Origin of the sequence: Mobiluncus curtisii subsp. curtisii ATCC 35241 (assembly GCF_000146285.1) — a bacterium.
GTDB lineage: Bacteria > Actinomycetota > Actinomycetes > Actinomycetales > Actinomycetaceae > Mobiluncus > Mobiluncus curtisii.
The window spans coordinates 2,043,707-2,062,777 of record NZ_GL385912.1 but is presented as its reverse complement, the minus strand read 5'-3'; the positions used below and the strand labels follow the sequence as shown (position 1 = coordinate 2,062,777).

At 54.0% G+C, this 19,071-nt stretch carries 15 protein-coding genes; 10 read left to right on the top strand and 5 right to left on the bottom strand.

Annotated features, from left to right (window positions below):
- Positions 1–3 precede the first annotated feature (3 nt).
- The gene (locus HMPREF0574_RS08875; protein WP_013188751.1) at positions 4–1,287 is read right to left on the bottom strand and encodes a membrane protein; all 1,284 of its coding nucleotides are present in this window, start codon (positions 1,285–1,287) and stop codon (positions 4–6) included.
- 138 nt (positions 1,288–1,425) lie between these two features.
- Here HMPREF0574_RS08875 and mtrA point away from each other — a divergent pair, with 138 nt between their 5' ends.
- The 6 genes from mtrA to secA all read left to right on the top strand — a co-directional run bounded on the left by mtrA (position 1,426) and on the right by secA (position 10,210).
- Positions 1,426–2,109 carry an MtrAB system response regulator MtrA gene (gene mtrA / locus HMPREF0574_RS08870; RefSeq protein ID WP_013188750.1) on the top strand — a complete coding sequence of 228 codons (684 nt, stop codon included), beginning with the start codon at positions 1,426–1,428 and terminating at the stop codon, positions 2,107–2,109.
- A gap of 80 nt (positions 2,110–2,189) precedes the next feature.
- The gene (mtrB, locus tag HMPREF0574_RS08865) at positions 2,190–3,857 is read left to right on the top strand and encodes an MtrAB system histidine kinase MtrB (protein WP_004008413.1); all 1,668 of its coding nucleotides are present in this window, start codon (positions 2,190–2,192) and stop codon (positions 3,855–3,857) included.
- Positions 3,851–5,527 (top strand): LpqB family beta-propeller domain-containing protein, encoded by a 1,677-nt coding sequence (locus tag HMPREF0574_RS08860; protein WP_004008412.1) that lies wholly within the window; start codon positions 3,851–3,853, stop codon positions 5,525–5,527. The genes mtrB and HMPREF0574_RS08860 overlap by 7 nt, the downstream gene beginning before the upstream one ends.
- A gap of 18 nt (positions 5,528–5,545) precedes the next feature.
- On the top strand, positions 5,546–6,325 hold the full coding sequence (locus HMPREF0574_RS08855) for a ComF family protein (protein ID WP_004008411.1): 780 nt from the start codon (positions 5,546–5,548) through the stop codon (positions 6,323–6,325).
- 166 nt (positions 6,326–6,491) lie between these two features.
- The gene (gene hpf / locus HMPREF0574_RS08850) at positions 6,492–7,115 is read left to right on the top strand and encodes a ribosome hibernation-promoting factor, HPF/YfiA family (protein WP_036324077.1); all 624 of its coding nucleotides are present in this window, start codon (positions 6,492–6,494) and stop codon (positions 7,113–7,115) included.
- Positions 7,116–7,363: 248 nt separating this feature from the next.
- Entirely contained in the window at positions 7,364–10,210 is a 2,847-nt protein-coding gene (gene secA, locus HMPREF0574_RS08845) for a preprotein translocase subunit SecA (RefSeq protein WP_004008409.1), read from the top strand.
- A gap of 10 nt (positions 10,211–10,220) precedes the next feature.
- Here secA and HMPREF0574_RS08840 read toward each other — a convergent pair whose 3' ends face one another.
- Entirely contained in the window at positions 10,221–11,039 is an 819-nt protein-coding gene (locus HMPREF0574_RS08840) for an Rv3235 family protein (RefSeq protein ID WP_004008408.1), read from the bottom strand.
- Between the two features lie 186 nt (positions 11,040–11,225).
- On the opposite strand from HMPREF0574_RS08840, the gene HMPREF0574_RS08835 reads away from it, so the two are divergent.
- On the top strand, positions 11,226–11,735 hold the full coding sequence (locus tag HMPREF0574_RS08835) for a hypothetical protein (protein ID WP_004008407.1): 510 nt from the start codon (positions 11,226–11,228) through the stop codon (positions 11,733–11,735).
- Between the two features lie 82 nt (positions 11,736–11,817).
- On the opposite strand, the gene HMPREF0574_RS08830 is transcribed toward HMPREF0574_RS08835, so the two are convergent.
- Positions 11,818–12,036, bottom strand: a complete 219-nt coding sequence (locus HMPREF0574_RS08830; protein WP_004008406.1) for a helix-turn-helix domain-containing protein — start codon at positions 12,034–12,036, stop codon at positions 11,818–11,820.
- A gap of 104 nt (positions 12,037–12,140) precedes the next feature.
- Here HMPREF0574_RS08830 and HMPREF0574_RS08825 point away from each other — a divergent pair, with 104 nt between their 5' ends.
- Genes HMPREF0574_RS08825 through HMPREF0574_RS08815 form a run of 3 tightly spaced genes read left to right on the top strand, consistent with a single transcriptional unit; the run spans position 12,141 to position 14,631 of the window.
- On the top strand, positions 12,141–12,776 hold the full coding sequence (locus HMPREF0574_RS08825) for an SAF domain-containing protein (RefSeq protein WP_013188745.1): 636 nt from the start codon (positions 12,141–12,143) through the stop codon (positions 12,774–12,776).
- Positions 12,773–14,098: a CpaE/TadZ family protein gene (locus tag HMPREF0574_RS08820; RefSeq protein WP_004008404.1), complete on the top strand. Its 1,326-nt coding sequence runs from the start codon at positions 12,773–12,775 to the stop codon at positions 14,096–14,098. Before HMPREF0574_RS08825 ends, HMPREF0574_RS08820 begins: the two co-directional genes overlap by 4 nt.
- Positions 14,095–14,631, top strand: coding sequence for a DUF6912 family protein (locus HMPREF0574_RS08815; RefSeq protein ID WP_004008403.1), 537 nt, complete (start codon positions 14,095–14,097; stop codon positions 14,629–14,631). The genes HMPREF0574_RS08820 and HMPREF0574_RS08815 overlap by 4 nt, the downstream gene beginning before the upstream one ends.
- Here the strand turns inward: HMPREF0574_RS08815 and HMPREF0574_RS08810 are convergent.
- A complete protein-coding gene (locus HMPREF0574_RS08810) occupies positions 14,628–17,804 on the bottom strand; it encodes an AAA family ATPase (RefSeq protein ID WP_004008402.1) in 3,177 nt (1,058 codons plus the stop codon). The two genes, HMPREF0574_RS08815 and HMPREF0574_RS08810, sit on opposite strands and share 4 nt — an antisense overlap.
- Positions 17,801–19,042 carry an exonuclease SbcCD subunit D gene (locus HMPREF0574_RS08805; RefSeq protein WP_004008401.1) on the bottom strand — a complete coding sequence of 414 codons (1,242 nt, stop codon included), beginning with the start codon at positions 19,040–19,042 and terminating at the stop codon, positions 17,801–17,803. The genes HMPREF0574_RS08810 and HMPREF0574_RS08805 overlap by 4 nt, the downstream gene beginning before the upstream one ends.
- Between the last annotated feature and the right edge of the window lie 29 nt (positions 19,043–19,071).

Sequence of the window (19,071 nt, the reverse complement as noted above, 5' to 3'; positions counted from 1 at the left end):
TAATTAGCCCTGTTGAGCCGCCTGGAGCAGGCTTACCGCCAGACCCTCGCGACGCATTCGCGTATCAATGTAGAGCAGACCTAAAACTGCCCCATAGAACGGCATCGCCAGTCCGGTAATGATGGTGCTTAAGACGGCGGAGAGAGTCATTAGTGCCGAAAAATTCTGACTGACCATCATTGACGCGGAGATAATCAGGCTGATTACAACATTCAATCCGTTGGCTAGGAATGAAACGATCAGGGAAGTGAGCAAGATGACGCCAAAAATCTTCCAGAAGCTGCCTTTGGTCAGCTTCCAAGAGCGCTTCAATGCCGGGATGATGCCAATATCTTCCATGACGGCAGTGGGGATAGCGAAAACTAGCTTGATATAGAGCCAGGCGGAAAATACAGCGACGGCTATGAGAGTGAGAAAAGTCAGACCCAGTAAGCCCAGAGATGCCCCGACATCTTTGATGTTAATCAGGAAAAACCCACCCAGCGGGAGCAGACCCAGCCCCAGCAACACGACTGACCCCAAGATGAGCAACAGAGAATAGCCAACGATGCCCCAGACGTGACCTTTCAAAGTTTGCCACACATCAGCTACCGAGGGGCGGCGTCCCAAAACCAACGGCCCCAGTCCAGCCACGCAAATCCCCAAGGTCATAAAGACGATAAACATCTGGAGCAGGCTGGTGATGACGCCTATGAGCATCGTTGATTCCGTAAATTCCAGCAAACCGTCCATCGGGGCGTCCGTGCTGTCAAGATTGAAGTCGTTAGCCATGTAGGTATTGAGGTCGGGAGTGAGGAGATGAAGCAGCGCTCCCGTCAACCCTCCGAGCACCGCCCAGAGAGCCAAAACCAGACCGAACATGACAGCGGGGGCCTGACGGATTGCAGAGAAAGCGCCGTTATAAATATCGCCAAGTTTTAGCGGGCGCAGCGGAATAATTCCGGGCTGAACCTGTTGATAGTTCAAACCATAGGGGTCGAATCCGGCACCGTTGGTGCTGTTCATAGCGTTTGTACTGTTCGTTCCAAAGTTGGGAGCGGAGGTCTGTGGGGCAGCCGCGGCAGGGTCTGGGGTCGGAAGAGGATTTGGGAAAGACGGCGGTTTGCTGGTGCTGTCCTCAGGGGTTAGTGTCCACGAACCAGTCTGGAAACTACCGGGGGTAGGCGGGGTCGGGGGCACAAACGAAGACTCAGGAGATATTGGGCTGACCTGACCCGGTGCCGGGGCAGTTTCGCCGGAATTACTTCCGGGAGGAGTGTCTTGGGGGGAGTAAGTATTGTTGCTCATGGCGCCTTTCCTATAGCTCGTTCACTTAATATTGCCACGATGAGGCGCAGATGCGCTCGTTCAAACCGAAAAACCCTTTTAATGCCGAGCTTCGCTGCGGCTTCCCCGCAAATTGCTAAATCGTGTCAAAATAGGGGTATGAGTGCAAAAATCCTGGTAGTAGATGATGACCAAGCCCTGAGCGAGATGATTGGCATTATTTTGGAATCATCCGCCTATGAACCAAGTTTTTGTGCCGACGGTGCAAAAGCCGTGGATAAGTTTCGGGAAGTCGAACCTGATTTGCTGCTTCTCGATTTGATGCTGCCGGGTATGGACGGTATCGAGATTTGCCGCCGAATCCGCGAGTTCTCTAATGTGCCCATCATCATGCTGACCGCAAAATCGGACACTACCGACGTAGTGGCAGGGTTGGAAGCGGGAGCGGATGATTACATTCCCAAGCCTTTCAAGCCTAAGGAGTTATTGGCACGGGTCGCTGCTAGGTTGCGCAACCTGGATGCAGCTGAACATGACGTCTTGAAAGCTGCGGGGGTGGAAATTAACCTCGCTTCTCACGAGGTGAGTCGAGGGGGAAAGCCCTTGAACCTCACTCCTCTGGAGTATGACTTGTTGGTGGCGCTAGCCACAAAGCCAGGGCGCGTCTTTTCCCGCGAAGAATTGTTGGAACAGGTCTGGGGGTTGCGTCATGCCTCCGACACGCGCCTGGTGAACGTACACGTCCAGAGGCTACGCGCCAAGGTCGAACTTGACCCGGATAATCCTACTGTGGTTCTTACAGTCCGCGGCGTGGGCTATCGGATTGGGACTGAACCTCAGTGAGTTCCTCGCAATACACGACGTTTCGGCGGACGCGCCGGCAGCGCAGAATCTCGCAATTCTTAGGCAGCGCCACCCGCTATTTGATTGGATTTAATCAATCTACGTGGGTGCCGAAACGATTGCGGCGCTCGTTGGCGCTGCGGATGGCGATCATCATGCTGGTCGCCACACTGGTGATTCTGTTCGCAGTAGGGATTTACGCTTCTACTGCCATCAAAAACGGTATCTTTCAAGAGCGACTGAATCAGGTCTTAGAGGAAGCTGCTACCCAAGCACGGGCAGCGCAAAATCGTTTCGATCAGGCTCCGGCTTCGACTGTGGAACAGGTACAGTCTCTCGCTCAGGATGTGGTCACTTCCATCTCTACGCTCACGTCAGGATCCAGTGCTCCAGCGGTGCTAATTTTGCGTAACCCCAGCGAAACTTCCTCCTTCGTAATTAACGAAATCGCTACCCAGAACATGCGGGAAGTCATTACTTCCCAACTGCGTCAAGCGGTACAGCAAAAGACCGGTCAGCATTGGCAGTCCATTGAGATTACGGACGCGCAAGGCAAACGGCATCCCGGTATTGCGGTGGGGACCGCCGTAAGCCTGCCCCTCGCGGGGGCTCACGAGCTCTACCTGGTGTATTCCCTAGCTGACGAACAGGCGGCAATAAACCTGGTGATGGGGGTTTTAGGCGGTGGCGGTCTCGCTGTTCTGGTGCTGGTGGCAGGGATGACCTGGGTGGTGGTTTATTCCGTGCTGGTGCCGGTGCGTCGCACGGTGCGCACCGCAGAACGTTTGGCAGCTGGGGATTTGAATGCGCGAGTACTCTCCCAAGGTCAGGATGAAACCGCGCAGCTAGCTGATTCTTTTAACAAAATGGCGAATTCCCTGCAATCCAAGATTGATACTTTGGGGCAAATGTCCCGGCTGCAGCAGCGTTTTGTCTCCGATGTGTCCCACGAACTGCGCACCCCGCTGACTACCATGCGAATCGCCGATGACGTTATTTATGATGCTCGTGAAGAACTCGACCCTGCCGCTTTGAGAAGCGCGGAACTGTTGCATGATCAGATTGAACGCTTCGATGCCATGCTGGCGGATTTGCTCGAAATTTCGCGTATCGACTCCGGGTCTGCCCGGCTTGATTTTGAGATAGTGGACCTGAATAAACTTGTCGCGCAAGTGGTGGAGGACAACGCCACTTTGGCTGAAAAAGTGGGCTGCCGAGTCATCTTTAACCCGCCAAAATATCCCTGCGCAGCCGAGCTTGATACCCGCCGAGTGACCCGTATCGTGCGTAATTTGCTGGTTAACGCCATTGAGCACTCTGAAGGAAATCCCGTGATAATTACTACCGATTCCAGTGAAACCGCCGTCGCGCTGCGGGTTTCTGATCACGGGGTGGGGATGTCTCCGGAGGTAACCAGTCGCGTGTTTGACCGTTTCTATCGTGCAGATCCAGCACGAGCGCGGACCACGGGGGGGACCGGATTGGGGTTGGCCATTTCTCTGGAGGATGCCCGCCTGTCCGGAGGGACCCTGCAAGCCTGGGGCAAGACCGGTTACGGCTCATCTTTCCTGCTGACTTTGCCGCGGCGGCATGACATGGAACTTGGTCCTTCACCTCTGGATATTACTGACTATGTCGAACCGACCTTGGATAGTTACGTTCCCCCTCAATCCACGCCGGAAAAGGCTAACGCGCCCATGAACGTGACGGACGACCTTGGGAACAACGGGGAGGTGCAACCATGCTAAATGAATGTCGAACCCGGTGGTGGCGCGCTGTTCTGGTGGCAATATGTGCCCTCAGCCTGGTCGGCTGCGCTACGTTACCGACTGCCGGTCCCGTCAATGATTCTAAAGTGCGAGTCGGTGCGAACCAACCGCTTCTGGGTTTGAGTGCCCCCGGACCGGTCCCTAATGCAACCGTGGAACAAATCGTGACCGGTTTCATTCGTGCCTGTTCGGCGGGATACTCCGATGACTTTACCGTGGCACGTTCCTTCCTGGCTCCCAAAGCCGCGATGGATTGGCGTCCCGATGCCCAAGTTGAAATTTTTGATACGGATTCTGCACTGGAAACTCGTGAACTGGGAGATGGCTCGGTCGAAGTCACCGCCCGCGCGCTTGGAAGTGTCGACGAAAATGGAAACTATACCGTGGCGGGAGCCGCCGAAAAGGTTCGTACCGTGTTTTCCCTCGTGAAGCCTGCCGATAACCAGTGGCGTATCGCGGCCCTGGAGGACGGGGTGATGCTGTCGCAATCGGCTTTCAGCTCGATTTACGCTTCGGCTCCAGTGTATTTCCTCACTAACGATGCAGGAGCCCTGGTCCCAGATTTACGTTGGTATCCGCGCCGCCGGCTGCCGACCTACCTGGTCAATGCCCTCTTGGCAGGACCGCAAGACCCGTTTAAAGGGGCGGTTCGTTCCGCTTTCCCTGCCGGCAGTACTTTGGCAGGAGGCGCGGTGGATGTCTTTGATGGGGTTGCTAATGTGTCTCTAAATGTCACAGATCCTCTCAACGATCCCACCACGATTAACTTGGCATACTGGCAGATGGAATCAACCCTGCGAGATGTTTCGGGAATTTCTACTGTCAGTTTGAGTGTTGGCAAGGTTCCCCTGGAGAATACGAATCCAATCACGCAGAGCACCACACCACAATTCCCCATCATGGTTAAAGACGGTAATGTGGTGCGTCTCAACGCCGGAGCTACCGAGGTCCTGGTCCCTGCCGGGGCGGTGGGTTCCGGAGTCATCACGAATCCGGCTATCTCTACTGCGGGCAATGAAATCGTATTTACAGATTCCAGCTATCGTCGACTGTATATGTGGGGGCACGGTACAGTGACGCAGCTGTATAGCGGTCGAGAACTGCTGGCTGCTTCCATCGACCGAAACGGTTGGATTTGGACCCTGGACACGGCGGATTTGCACCATCTGATTGCGCTGCGTCCCGATGGAGCCAGGGTGAATTTGGAAGTGCCGTGGGAAAGCGGAGACCCCGTTCATACTTTTACCGTCAGCCCTGACGGAACGCGGGTTGCTTTCGTGCGCCACGTCGGTCAGGCTGACATCGTTAGCGTCGCGGTGGTAATCAGGGACGCTTCGGGGGCTCCCAAATCATTTTCCGCGCCGGTAGCGCTGCAGACCGGAAATGAGGTTGTTCCCGCAATCGCGTGGCTACAAGGGGATTCCTTGGTGCTGCTGACCGGCTCTGGAGATAACACTGCCGTTCGAATTGCTCCGCTATTCGGACCTATTTCGTCTTTGCCGGGGGTTAAGAACGCGGTAGATTTGGCTGCTGGTGAGGAGGAAAATCAGATTTATTTGATTACCTCGGGTGGCGATTTGTATAAGCGTTCCGGGAGAAACTGGCAGCAAGTCCTTGACGGTGTCTCTGACCCAAGCTATCCCGGATAGCGCTGCAGGAAACACGCTATGGTGGACTTTTCGGGTATCTGGGACGCTGCAGGAGAGCTGGGAAAGGTATTGCTGCCTACGGAATGTGTGGGCTGCGGGGCTTGGGATGAAGAAATCTGCGACACCTGTCTGGCGCAGATGCTGGGATGCCCTTTCCCCCTGCAAATCGGCGAGGACGACGATAATGTAACGGATGTTCCAGTATTTGCCATCGCAAAATATGACGGTCCGATGCGGCGGGTAGTTTTGACCGGTAAGCACGACAAACGGCGGGATTTGCGCGCGTATTTCAAGGCGGCGGGTCAGTCGGCGGTGCAGGGGCTGAGGTCGGAGAACTTGCTCGATACGGGCAAATTTGGAACAGGCGGTACAATCCGGGGGGAAATGTTCGTCGTTCCGGCGCCTTCCACCCATCTGCAAGACCCGTCTGAAGTTGCCGCAGCCTTTGCCCAAGGTGCGGCGCGCGGATTGGTCGCCGCGGGGCTGTGCCGTCAGGCATCCGTGCTAGAGATCCTGGAACTGGCGACGGGCTCCACAACTCAAGCCGGTCTGGGGTGGGAGGCTCGTAACTTGAATCGGCACGGCAAAATGCAGGTTCGGGGCAGCACGGTAGTGGCGAAACGTGAACTTGCCGGTAAGGACCTGCTGATTATCGATGATGTCAGTGCCACCGGAGCGACGTTGAGGGAAATGATTAGGGTTTTGTCCGGTTTAGACGCTACCGTCCTTGCGGGGCTAGTTTTCGCTTCATCGCGCCGCGAAACGCCCGTATCAGGTACGCAGAATTTTGAAAAATAAGTGGAAATCCTGCAGGTCCTTGCAGTGTGTTCTAAAATAAAAGTACATGCAAAAATCGCAGGTGACACACTGGAGTGTGCCTGCGTTAGAAAGAGGTGAGAACCGAACACTCCGTCCCAGCAACTGATAGTTGGAACTCAAAATTCATAGCCCTAAGGAGGCCATCATGGAAATCACCGTGAAAGCACGTAATGCTGAAATTCACCCGAACTTTCGGGAATACATCGAAGAAAAAATAGCAAAGGTGGAGCAGCTAGCGCCCCGCACGCAGCGTGTCGATGTGGAACTGACGCATGAAAAAAATCCGCGACAAGCTGATACTGCCGAACGCATCGAACTGACTGTTCTGGGCAAAGGGCCGGTGGTGCGAGCGGAGGCATCTTCGTCAGACCGCTACGCTGCCGTGGATATCGCTGCCGGAAAACTGTTTGAACGTTTGCGCCGGGCTCGGGATCGTGCCAAGGATCACCGTAAGTATGAGATTCCGCCGGATGTAGAACTGGATGTGCAGATTCCGGAGGCAAGCGAGGCTCCTGCCGCGAAACCGCCCTTGAAACTCGGTGAATCACGTGAGGAACAGTTGGGTGATTCCCCTGTCATCGTGCGCGAAAAGCTGCATGAGAGCCGGGCTATGAGCGTCGAAGAAGCCCTGGACGAGATGGAATTGGTGGGTCACCCGTTCTACCTGTTTATAGATTCGGAGACTGCGCAGCCGGCGGTGGTTTACCATCGAAAAGGTTGGACTTATGGCGTGATTCGCTTGAACGCGACCTGCACGCAAAACGACTAAGTTAAGACTGGGTCCTGGGGCGCTGTCCTAGGACCCGTCTTTATTTAATTTCCGATTGGTCACGGTGTCTGTCATCGGGAACCGAAGTTTTGTCGTCGCTTTCGCGAAGATAGGCGCTTTCAACTAAAATGGTCACGGCTGAGTCATCGCGTTCAGGTCAATTTCCTGGCAAACGTGGATAAAAAGCTGTTGACCTCAATGGATAGCCCCCTAAGGCCATCCCATAGACCTGAAAAGGAAGGCAAAACGTGTCCTTACTTGATAAGTTCATGCGCATCGGTGAAGGTAAAGTCCTCAAAAAACTGGTGAAAGTAGCTGACGCGGTGGATCGGCTTGAAGACGAATACCGCGAGTTGAGCGAGAGTGAACTGAAAGCGAAGACCGACGAGTTCAAACAACGTCTCGAAGAGGGCGAGAAACTCGATGACATCATGATTGAAGCCTTCGCCACGGTTCGGGAAGCCTCCGATCGGGTACTCGGACTGCGTCACTTCCGCGAACAGATTATGGGCGGGGCCGCCTTACACTGGGGCAACATTGCCGAAATGAAAACTGGTGAAGGCAAGACCTTGGTAGCTACGCTGCCGTGCTATCTGCGGGCATTGAGCGGCAAAGGTGTCCACGTCGTCACGGTGAACGACTACCTGGCGTCTTACCAGGGTGAGCTGATGGGACGTGTGTACCGTTACTTGGGGCTGAGCACCGGTATCATCATGGCTCAGATGGATCCGGAAGAACGCCGGAAACAGTACAACTGCGACATCACCTACGGCACCAACAACGAGTTCGGTTTCGACTACCTGCGAGACAATATGGCGCAGCGAGTGGAAGACTTGGTGCAGCGGGAACACAACTACATCATCGTCGACGAGGTGGACTCCATCCTGATTGACGAAGCCCGTACCCCTCTGATTATTTCCGGTCCGGCGCAGGGTGACGTCAACCACTGGTACACGGATTTCGCCAAGATTGTCCAGGATTTGCACCCCGGCGAGGATTACGAGGTGGATCAAAAGAAACGTACCGTGGGGGTCCTGGAACCGGGCATTGACAAAGTCGAGGACTACCTGGGTATCGACAACCTTTACGAAGTTGCCAACACACCCCTGATTGGATTTTTGAATAACGCTATCAAAGCTAAAGAACTGTTCAAACTGGACAAAGACTACATCGTGACCCCGGAAGGTGAAGTGCTAATCGTCGATGAGCACACCGGGCGTGTTCTGCCGGGAAGGCGCTACAACGAAGGGATGCACCAGGCGATTGAAGCCAAAGAAGGCGTGGAGATTAAGGCAGAAAACCAGACCTTAGCCACGATTACCCTGCAAAACTACGTGCGTCTCTATCCGAAAGGCTCTCGTGCCGGCATGACCGGTACCGCTGAGACTGAGGCTGCTGAATTTAATGACGTTTACAAGATGGGTGTGGTGCCCATCCCCACGCACAAACCCATGATTCGTGAGGACAAAGACGACCTGGTGTATAAAACTGCCGAAGCGAAATTTAACGCGGTCGTCGAGGACATCGAAGAAAACTATCACCGCGGTCAGCCCGTACTGGTCGGTACCACCTCGGTAGAGAAATCTGAATACCTCTCTCACCTGCTGAACCAGCGGAAGATTCCGCACCAGGTCCTCAATGCAAAACAGCACGAACGTGAAGCTGCGGTCGTAGCGATGGCGGGGCGGAAAGGTCAGGTTACGGTCGCGACCAACATGGCTGGGCGCGGTACCGATATTATGCTGGGCGGTAACGCCGAGTTCCTGGCGGTACAAACTTTGAAAGATCGTGGTTTGGATCCGGAAGAAAACTCTGAGGAATACGAAGCTGCTTGGTCCCAGGCTCTGCAAGAAGCTAAAGCCAAAGTGGCTCAGGAACACGACGAAGTCGTGGAACTGGGTGGGCTTTATGTCTTGGGTACGGAACGCCATGAATCACGCCGTATCGACAACCAGCTGCGCGGTCGTGCGGGGCGTCAAGGTGACCCCGGTCGTTCCCGTTTCTATCTGTCGATGGAAGACGAATTGATGCGTTTTGCTAACCAGGGCTGGCTGGGCAACATGATGCGTTCGGGACTGCCCGAAGATATCCCGCTGGAGTTTAAGATGGTTTCCGGCGCGATTCGTTCAGCGCAAACCCAGGTGGAGGGACGCAATGCGGAAATCCGCAAGAACGTTTTGAAGTATGACGATGTGATGACTGAGCAGCGCGAGACCATCTATGGAGAGCGGGGACGAGTGCTGCGCGGGGAGGACCTTTCGGCTACGGTTGACTCCTTTATTGAGGGCACGATTGCCGATGCGGTTGCGCAGGCCACGGACCTTCCCGACGTCAGCGATTGGGATTTGAAGACCCTGTGGGCGGGGCTAAAGAATCTGTATCCAGTGTCACTTTCGGTGGAAGACTTGGAAAACGCCGTGGGCGGTAAATCCGCTCTGACCACTGATTTCATTACGGAACAGTTAGTTGACGATGCTAAGCTGCAATATGAGCTAGCCGCTAAGTCTTTGGCAGAAAATCCCATCGCTCAGGCGCAGTTGGGTGATGAACCCATGAAAGAACTGGAGCGTCGGGTCTTGCTTTCGGTGGTCGACCGGCTCTGGCGCGAGCATCTGTACGAAATGGATTACTTGAAAGAAGGTATCGGTCTGCGGGCGATGGGGCAGCGCAACCCCCTGGTGGAATATAAGACCGAGGGTTACCTCATGTTCAGCGCGATGACGGGACGCATTAAGGAAGAAACCGTCCAGAACGTGTTCGGGTATGTCAAGGCTTTTGTTGACGCCATGCAGCGCGCTGAAACTGCAGCACAGGAAACTGATGAGAACGGCGAAAGTCCCGCGGAGACAACGGAAGAAGCCACGCCGGATAATGATGCGCCTATCTCTAAGAGCGCGGCAAAAAAGAAAGCCCGTAACTTTAAGAAATCCGGGCGCAGAGCCGGTCTGAAATCGGTATCAGCTAATCGCACGGTGATGGGAGATACCGGTCACCAGGCGATGAATACTCAGATTTCATACTCCAGCGATGGCTCTGTGGAAGAAGCCCCGCAGGGTAACCGGGCGCAGCGTCGTGCAGCAAAACGGCGGGGCTGAGCCACTTTAGTTAGCCCAGGCGAATCGCGGCAATCATCCACTGTTCGCCATGATTTTCTAAGGTTAGCGCGGCGGCGCGAGTTCGCTGTCCATCATTGAGCACGATAACCGCCTCGTGAGTCGTGGCAGAGGTCGCCCGGCTGTGAGCACTGAGCACTCTGACCGGTGAAACTCGGCGTGTTTTTCCGGTCAGTCCGGGCTGTGGCTTTTGTTTAGAAACGATAGCGTTGCGTCGCTGTTCGAGGTAACGATACGCCTGCGGTGATGCCCAGCGAGTCATTTGGGATAACGGGCGAGTGCCCTCGATGATTTCCAGGCCGCATCGAGCCATCTGCGCAGCCCAGACGCGCGGAGAATGTTGGACGTCCTCAACTGGAGATCTCCGGACGGATTTTGTGGGGAGCTCGCGAGCCGGAACGGTACCGGGGTGCTCGGTTGCTTCCGCTTGGTGATACGTCGTCAAAATTTGTGCTGTCTGACCTCTTTGGGCGTAAGTCGCCCGGACTAAACTCCGTACGGATGATTTAGCGACCTGACGGCGTTTCCAGGCAGGTCCCAGCACCGGTTGGGGGCGTGGGTTTGTCGCTATCGTGGCGGTGCGCTGCAGGTCATCTGAGGCAGGTCCCTGGCGCTTGACCTCCTGTTGGAATCCCCGTTCAGTTTCCAGCAGCAGATTTACGGTGACGCGGGTGGTGGTCGGCGGGGTGGGGACGTCAGAAGGGCGGGTCCTGGAGAGCCCAATCTGGGGTGTGGCATCGTCGGGAGGAAGAGTCACCGGGGGAGTGGTGTTAGCTTCCGTCATGTTAGGTTCAAGAAGTGCGGTTTTCATAGTTTTTCCTTTTTGTAGTGGTTTCAGTTTGGTTATCGTATATTTGGTGATGTTTGATTCATTATCATAGGGTGCTGTTTGTTAGTTTGTCAATATCTGACGCTTTAGGATAGTTTTGCCGCATTTCTGATACCTTGTAGTACGCTTTGCTGTTGTAGCCAAAGTGGGTGAGCTAGACTGGGGAGCGTGGAGCATGACGAATTTCTGGATGACCTTGCAGCTGATTTTGCGGCGAAACTGCGGGCGCAGCGCCAAGTTGAAGCGACTGAGTTAGCGGCAGCAGACGCTACGGAGGTGACGCTTTCCGGTCGTTTACTAGCTAGTGTGGACGCTGCGGTAGAGATTCAGCTCATCAACGGAGAATCGCTGCGTGGAAAAGTTGCCGAAGCTGCCGCAAGTTGGCTGATTTTACGTTTGTTACGCATGGATATATTCATTTGGCAGCGGGCTATCGAAGTTGTTTCTGGCTTGGGACCTGCGCCGCAATGGCCGACCTTGGTGGAATCAAGAATCCCCGGCACGGTGAAGCTGCGGGAGTTTGCTGCTACCCGCCGCGAAATTCAATTCACTACCCGAAACCAAACTTTGAAGGGATATATCGAACGGGTTGGTGCGGATTTCGTGGATGTTGTCGATCATGGACGCCGTGAGGCTATTGCTCTCGCAGCGTTGCTCTATGTTTCCTGCCCCCGTTGAGGGATGCTGCTGAAAATAAATTTTTAGCCCGCGTGTATAGCCTGAGAACTGGTTAAACGCGCGGGCTACGATGAAAAGGGGGTTACTCCACCAAGGCTGCGCCGGAAGCAATTTTTTCCTCGCTTTGGGCATATTGTCCTTTAATGTATTCCTCCATTGCAGACTCCTCAATGCGCCAGAGACCGCGCCCGCCAATCTGGATTGCTTTGAGTTCCCCGTTATTTATGAGGTTGCGTACTGCGCCCTGAGAAACCTTTAACATGTCAGCAACGTCAGCAATAGTGAAAAAATTATATCCCATGTACTCATGGTATATCAAATACCATAAAACCACAACAAAACTAGTCCTATGCTTCTATATTTTAATGGTATAAAGCCTATGAGGAGATTTCAGGGAGGTCTCGTATGCCCATCGGTTCGGAAATATCAAGTAAATCTCAATACTTGAATCGGCGTACCGTACTGGGGGTAGCCCTGATGATACTAGCTGTAATCCTGGTCATTGTGACAGTGCGTGTGACCAGCCACTTGGAGGGTTACCTGGTGGCAAAAACAACCCTTGTTGCGGGGCATACCGTGCAGTCTGGTGATATTGAGGTTATTTCCGCTAATCCAGGTAGAGCAGCGGGCCAGTACCTGCGCGAAGGCGAGATGCAAGAAGGCAGCGTGGTCGTCCAAACTATTGCCGGAGGACAACTGATTCCCAAAGCATCGCTGAGCCAAACTGAGCCCTTCCGCAAACGGATTGTTCTCAATCTAGCCGCACCCCTGCCAAGCAGCGTAAAGAAGGGTGATTACCTCGAAATCTGGAAACTCCCGGATGAAAAATCTGCCAGCACTTTCGAGTCGGATGCTCCGCTGGAAAATGCTCAAAAATTAGCAGATAAAGCCGTGTTTCTGGCTGAGAAGAAGTCAGAAACAGCTCTCGGTTCGAAAAACCAAATGAATGTGGAAATAAGCGTACCGGAGGAAGATTTGTCACCTATCCTCGCTGCTGTCGGTACGAAAACCCCCTTGATGGCGATACCGGTGGCATCATGAGTTTTATTGGGGTAGCGACCTGCCTGCATCCGGATTTGGAAGCGGACATCATCCGCACCATTGAATCAGATTCTCTGCCCCTGCAAGTCATCCGGCGTTGCCGGGATGCCACGGAGCTGCTATCGATAGCCAAGGCGCATTTGGTACAACTGGTAGCGGTGGATACCGAGATGCTGGAACTGGAAGGAGCCACCGTCCAGGAACTCACCGCTGAAAACGTTGCGGTTATTGCCTTTGCCCCGCTGGAAGACGTGGATCAGTTGAACAGCTGCGGAGGGATTTCAGTTTTAGCTAAAGCGGATCCGCGGGTGGAAGAACTTGAACAGAGCGAGGCGGCACGTCTGCTGAGCCAGATGATGTCTACTCTGATGCCTCCTCCACCTCCCAATCCGCGTGAGGAATTCAGCAACGATAATGCGGAAATGGCAGGCTCAATAGGGCAAATAATCGCTTTTTGGGGTCCGGTGGGGGCGCCCGGAAAGTCTACATTGGCTTTGAATATTGCTTCGCGTTTACGTAACTATGGTCGAGTACTACTGGTCGATGCCGATACCGTGGAGTCATCCCTGGTGCAGATGCTGGGGATAGCCTTGGACACCTCTGGGGTGGTGACTGGATGTCGTTTAGCGGAACAAGGAAAGCTAAAGCCCGAAAGCTTTCCACAGCTGGTGAATCGCGTGGGTTTCGGGGTTGACTTGTTAACCGGATTGACCAAAGCGGAACGTTGGCGTGAAGTTGGACAGCACGCGTTGTCAGCACTTTTAGAGATGGCTCGGATTAACTATCGCTGGATTCTGGTGGATTTGGCGAGCGGGACCGACGACCAGTCAGATTTGCTGGCAGCAATGGGACCAACCCGTTACGGGGCTACCCTGGGAGCTCTTGACGTTGCTGACCTGGTGGTGGAGGTCGGTCTGGCTGATCCGGTGGGCATTCGCCGGCTGCTGGTTAATCACAATTGGGCTCGTGAACAGGAACTGTGGAACTGCCCTACCTTGGCAGTAGTGAATCGCGGACGGGCCTCCGTAGGCGGAGCAAACTGGCGCAATTCCATAGTTAACGTGGTAGCAGCTTCAGTTCCGAACCTACCGGTGGCAGTGGTGCGGGAAGCTGGAGAAGATTTTGACCGTGCTCTGATAGCTGCTTGTGACGTGATGACAGTAAATCCGCGTGCTGGGGTACTGGAAGACTTAGAAAGGGTGCAAAACGAAATCTTTAAACAACTTGGTTTGCTGCCCCGACGCGGTTCGAGACGAAACAGACCGGGGGAAAACAAACTGTGGAAGTTTAAACGCGGTGAACAGAAAGAATATAAAAAATGAGTAGCGTGCCCCAACAACTGAAAAACATTCGTGCCTACATCGCGCTTAGCCCGGCATGTCTGCAGGGCAAAACTTGGGAAGGCTCGCCGGTCACCGTTGTGGATGAGGCGTGGTGCGTGGCTGCCGGTTTTCCTGCCCCCGGTGAGTTGCGTGGGGAGGATCGGGAAGTGGCGGAGGATGAGGCTTTACACGCCGCGGCGTTGAAATCTTTGGATGCGCAAGTCGACAGTCCCCGTCCCCTCCGGGTAGTAGCCGTGGCGGAGGTCGCCGGTACTGACCTGCAATCCTGCCCCTCGAAATGCGGTGGATCATATATCTTGACTCGACCGGTTCAGTATTCTGAAGTGGTGTCTTATCATGTAGATGAACCGGCGGCTATCGCAGAAGTAGCGAAACTGGTACAACTGCGCGCAGGGCAGGCAGAGGGCGCGACCGAGGCGGGAGAGCCCTCCCCAGAACTGGAGTTTCCAGAATTACTGTGGTTCGATGGTTCCGAGCTTGAGATTCTGCGTGAATTCCTGGGTTTGAGCTAAAACGTATCCAAACCGTTGATTTGGAGGTAGGAGCCAATCTTGCGGGTCCCGCTCGGTTTTAGCTCTGTGGTATTTCCGCTCTGGTAGTTTCGCACTTGCACCTGGAGGGGAATTTCCCCCTGCAGTTCGCTGACATGCGAGATGATTCCCACGCAGCGTCCCCCGTCTTGCTGCAGATGATGCAGCGCGGACATGACCGCCTCTCGAGTGTCGTTGTCCAGAGATCCGAAACCTTCATCAATGAAAATATTTTCCAGGGTGATGCCGCCCCTTTCCCTTTGGACGACCTCGGAGAGAGCCATGGCGATAGCGAGTGAACAATAAAATTTTTCTCCACCGGACAGAGATTTTGGCGGGACTACCTGGTCTTCAGCGCCGTTGTACATCTCAATGCCCAGTCCGTGATATTTCTGGTTGCGATCCGCTTCATACTGGTCGTTGTGTCGGATTTGGTAGTATCCTCCGGAAACGTCAGAAATCAACTGGTTAGCTACGAAAATCACCTGTCCCAGCCGTTTACTCAAGTAGTAAGCGCTTAAAGTAGTTTTCTTTGCATTATCCCCATTGAGCACTTGCGATAAGCGTTCATATCCGGCAATCTCTGAGACTTTTGTGTCCCATTCCTGTTTAGTTTGTGCGTACTTTTCCTGTAGTCTGCACAAATTCTCGTGAGATCTGTCCATAGCTGCTGTTCTTTGGGTGAGAGAGCGATACTCCTGTTCACTGGTAGCGACGGCAGCCCGCAGACTCTCCAGGTCGGGAATATTGGCGGCAGCTTTGTCTCGATACGCATCGGTATCCAGTTTCGCGCGCAAATCAGCGGCTGCTTTGTGGTGAGAAGTGACTGTTTCTTGGTCAGTCTCAAGTTGTTGGCGAGGCTTGGCGTAGGTCTGTGCCTCGGCTACTGACTCGAAACCGTGATCGGTCAAAGATTTGCACAGCGCGGCGTGGGAGATAATCCATTCTTGGCGAATTGCTAGCCAGGAATCATAAAACTTGGAGAGCTGTTTGACCGTGTCCAGACTGAGCTGGTTCGTCTCTAACAAGTCTTTCGGGTCAGAATCTGGATTAAAAGCTGCCAATTCCGCTTGAATTTTGTCAGCAAGCTCCTGAATATCCGCGTGAAGATTTTTAATCTCCGTGCTTAATCCGGCTTCTTGCTGAATGAGAATTTCACGTTCGGTTTGATTGCGTTCTCGTGATTCTTCCAGTGCGGCGATTGTCTCCTCCAACTGGGGTACTTGCTCGCTCGCTGCGGTAGCTGCGGCTAGAGCCTGCGTTGCCACAGCTAGGTCAGCAGCGAGGGACTCTACGTCCCGACCTTGGAGCTGATCCGTAGCTGTCTGCAATTTGGTGTTAATCTCGGTCTTTGTTTCGTTCCCGTGAGTCAGGCGGTCTTGGGCTTCTTTGGCGTCTCTGACAGCTGCTTCATAGTCTTGAAAAGTTGTCTGATTCGTCGTTTCGGCTGCGGGATGCGGGTGATTTCGGGAACCGCAGACCGGACAAGATTCCCCGTCTTTCAAGCGTGCGGCTAAGCGAGATGCCGCAGTACTGGACCATTTTCGTAACACTGATGCGGCGTTTTCTTGTGCCTGGTCGTAATGTGCTTGTAGAGAAGCTACGTTTTCCTGGGCAGCTTTGAGTTCCGTGGTTAACTTTTCAGCCGATTTTGCCCATTCGTGGAGTTCCTGGACGTTTGCGAGTTCTGTCTGCCGGCTGACCAACCCGTCTGCGAGCGATTTCTGTTCTCTCAAACTCTGGCGTTTTTGGTCCAACGTCGCTTTGGTAGTTTTAGCGTTGTCAGCCAGCTGATGCATTTGATTATGCAGAGACTCTAACTTCGATTCTTTGCTGTGGGCAGCGGTGGTCTTCTCACGCTGCAGGCTGAGATTGGCTTTTATGGTTTCTAGTTTCTTTTGGCTGGCGTTAACCTCCGCGCTAATCTCATCACGCAAGTCAGCCAAATGGGGGCTGAAGTCCGCGTCTTCCAGCCAGTTTTGTAAATCTGTGTCCGAAAGTGCGGATACTCGGTCTCTAAATCTGGCTAGATCTGTATCATTGTCTACCAGCTGTGCCAAAGTGTCCAGAATGTTGGCGCGTTGGTGACGAGCCGATTGATAAGGTTCCTGCGCTGCATCATCGGCGTCTATGACGGCGTTAGCGTGCAGAGCTTTCTGGTTGCGTTGATCCAGCTGTTCAATTTCGGTGGTCTTTGCAGTGAGCTGGCTGAGTTTGTCTGCCATCTGTCGCGCCTCCAGGATGACACGCTGCTCAGTTTCCGCTTTCGTAAGTTCCGTCTGTGCCGCAAGGTAATGCTCCTGAGCTTGTTCAGCGGCGTCTTTACTCTGAGCGGTCTCAGAACACAAAATTTTTGTGGCGCTAGCAAAGAGGGGCTGCCCGGCTCGATCCAGGGCGGAAATCGATTGTGCTGCTGCGTCTTTTGCTGCCGCAAATTCTTCCAGAGTGTCGTGCCAGGCGGTTTCGTTTTCGCCCGCAATTTCGATATTAGAGAGATCTGCGTACGCGGTAGTGAGAAGTTCGTCGAGACGCCTGGTGTACTCTGCGGTGGTTTCCTTCCCTTGAGAAGCGCGTTCCTTAGCGGCTTTTTCTAGAGCGATAAAGTTTGACGCCCCGAAAAGATTGGATAAAACCTCATGCCGCTGCCCCGCTCCGGCGGTCAGGAACTGTTGAATCTGACCTTGGGGAAGTATGACCGTCTGGAGAAAATGTGATTTCTCTAAACCGAGGATTTCCACTACCATCTTCGTTACGTCTTTGCCGGTCGCTATAGGCTCGGTAACTTTGGTGAAAACCGAGGTATCTGACACTTTCAGCTGGGCTATGGATGGAACGGGAGTCTTTCGACCTGGCTTCGTAAATGTCACCGTGCGTTGCAGCTCATAAAACTTGTCATGAGCGGAGAACACCAGCACGACCTCGGGGGGGTAGTCCTTATCCCAGTAGTAGGAGAGGATGCGATCCGTCGTGGATTCCCTCTCGCCGGCTACATCCCCATACAGAGCGTAGACAATCCCATCCAGGATGGTGGACTTTCCCGAACCGGTTTTGCCTGTAATTAAGAACAGTCCCGATTCCGCCAGTGTGTCCAGATCCAGGGTGGTGCGCTCATAAAAACTTCCTACCCCATCGAGAGTAAGTCTGTGGAATTTCATTTCGCGCTCCCCTCAAAAGTGTTTTCAAATAGTTTTCTCAGTAAGGCGAGGTCTTCCTCCGTATCGATGCCGCAGGTACGCAGGAACTCCGTGGCGATTTCTAGCTCGGAAAGCTCCCGGAATTCCGTGCCAGATGACAATGTCTCCGGGAGAGAATCCTGGCGATGGGTGAGGGTCAGCATCCGAGGGAAAACTGCTTTGAGTCGGTTGTAGGCGTTAGGTGGCAAGATGGTTTCGGTCAGGTTAATGCTGCAAAAGGCGTGATGCCAGCGTTGGTAGCGGGGGTCTGCCGGGTTCGTGAGATCCTCGATGCTGCCTTCCAATTGTTTTACTTCATAGGGTAGTTCCAAGGCTAACCGCTGGACCTCGACCTGATGATTCGGGTCAATCTGGACCAAAAGGGTGCCTTTCACGTTGTGCTCACTGACTCGATAAGGGAGGGGAGAACCCGCATACCACGCCGCAACGTTGGTGCCTGACAACTGAAATGCCTGATGAATGTGCCCCAGGGCTAGATAGTCAATGCCCCGACCTCCTTTCAGACCACCGGCGAGATCGTCCAGTAGGGAAACCGGAATGGGAGAGAGATTCCCTAACGGTTCCATTTCCCTCACCGGTGACAGGAAGTCATGAGCCATCGCGAGAACCGGGACGTCTGTGTCTCTCCGGTGTAAGTCACGTGCGATACGGCGCAACGCTGCCGCAAAAAGTGCCTCCGGTTTCCCCGGAAACACCGGATCTGGGTCGTCCTCGCTGGGGGGTGGGTCTAACGCGTCATCGAGATGACGAACCCCGTCAGTATCGACCCACGTGGATAGTTCCGTGCGATCCTGGTACGGATACAGGTAGGGGATGGGATAGACCAGTGCGCCGAGTTCACCATCAGGTCGCGGAATTTCGATAGCGGTACCGACCTGGGCAGCTTTCGTCACGATATTGACTTCCGGCAGAGTGAATCCCTTGGCAAAACCGAGCCGGGAAGCTCCATCGTGATTACCCGCGATGAGAATGACTCGAGTCATTCTCCGGGCTTGATTCAGGAAGTCCGATAGCTTGTCCAAATCGGCGTCTCCTGGATTTGGCTTGTCCAATACATCGCCAGAAATCAGCACCGCATCGGGACGGTGGGCTGCAATTTGCGCCAGAATCTGTCCCAGGAAGTCGTCCTGGTAGGGGGCCAGGTCATAGTTCATAAAGTCCCGACCGAGATGCCAATCAGAGGTATGTATAAACTTCATGACTCCAGCTTAAGAGTAACCCCGCAAGC

Coding starts and splice junctions, on each gene's coding strand:
- HMPREF0574_RS08875 (WP_013188751.1), bottom strand. CDS start 1,287: ATGAGCAACAATACTTACTCCCCCCAAGACACTCCTCCCGGAAGTAAT.
- mtrA (WP_013188750.1), top strand. CDS start 1,426: ATGAGTGCAAAAATCCTGGTAGTAGATGATGACCAAGCCCTGAGCGAG.
- HMPREF0574_RS08860 (WP_004008412.1), top strand. CDS start 3,851: ATGCTAAATGAATGTCGAACCCGGTGGTGGCGCGCTGTTCTGGTGGCA.
- HMPREF0574_RS08855 (WP_004008411.1), top strand. CDS start 5,546: ATGGTGGACTTTTCGGGTATCTGGGACGCTGCAGGAGAGCTGGGAAAG.
- hpf (WP_036324077.1), top strand. CDS start 6,492: ATGGAAATCACCGTGAAAGCACGTAATGCTGAAATTCACCCGAACTTT.
- HMPREF0574_RS08840 (WP_004008408.1), bottom strand. CDS start 11,039: ATGAAAACCGCACTTCTTGAACCTAACATGACGGAAGCTAACACCACT.
- HMPREF0574_RS08830 (WP_004008406.1), bottom strand. CDS start 12,036: ATGGGATATAATTTTTTCACTATTGCTGACGTTGCTGACATGTTAAAG.
- HMPREF0574_RS08825 (WP_013188745.1), top strand. CDS start 12,141: ATGCCCATCGGTTCGGAAATATCAAGTAAATCTCAATACTTGAATCGG.
- HMPREF0574_RS08820 (WP_004008404.1), top strand. CDS start 12,773: ATGAGTTTTATTGGGGTAGCGACCTGCCTGCATCCGGATTTGGAAGCG.
- HMPREF0574_RS08815 (WP_004008403.1), top strand. CDS start 14,095: ATGAGTAGCGTGCCCCAACAACTGAAAAACATTCGTGCCTACATCGCG.
- HMPREF0574_RS08810 (WP_004008402.1), bottom strand. CDS start 17,804: ATGAAATTCCACAGACTTACTCTCGATGGGGTAGGAAGTTTTTATGAG.
- HMPREF0574_RS08805 (WP_004008401.1), bottom strand. CDS start 19,042: ATGAAGTTTATACATACCTCTGATTGGCATCTCGGTCGGGACTTTATG.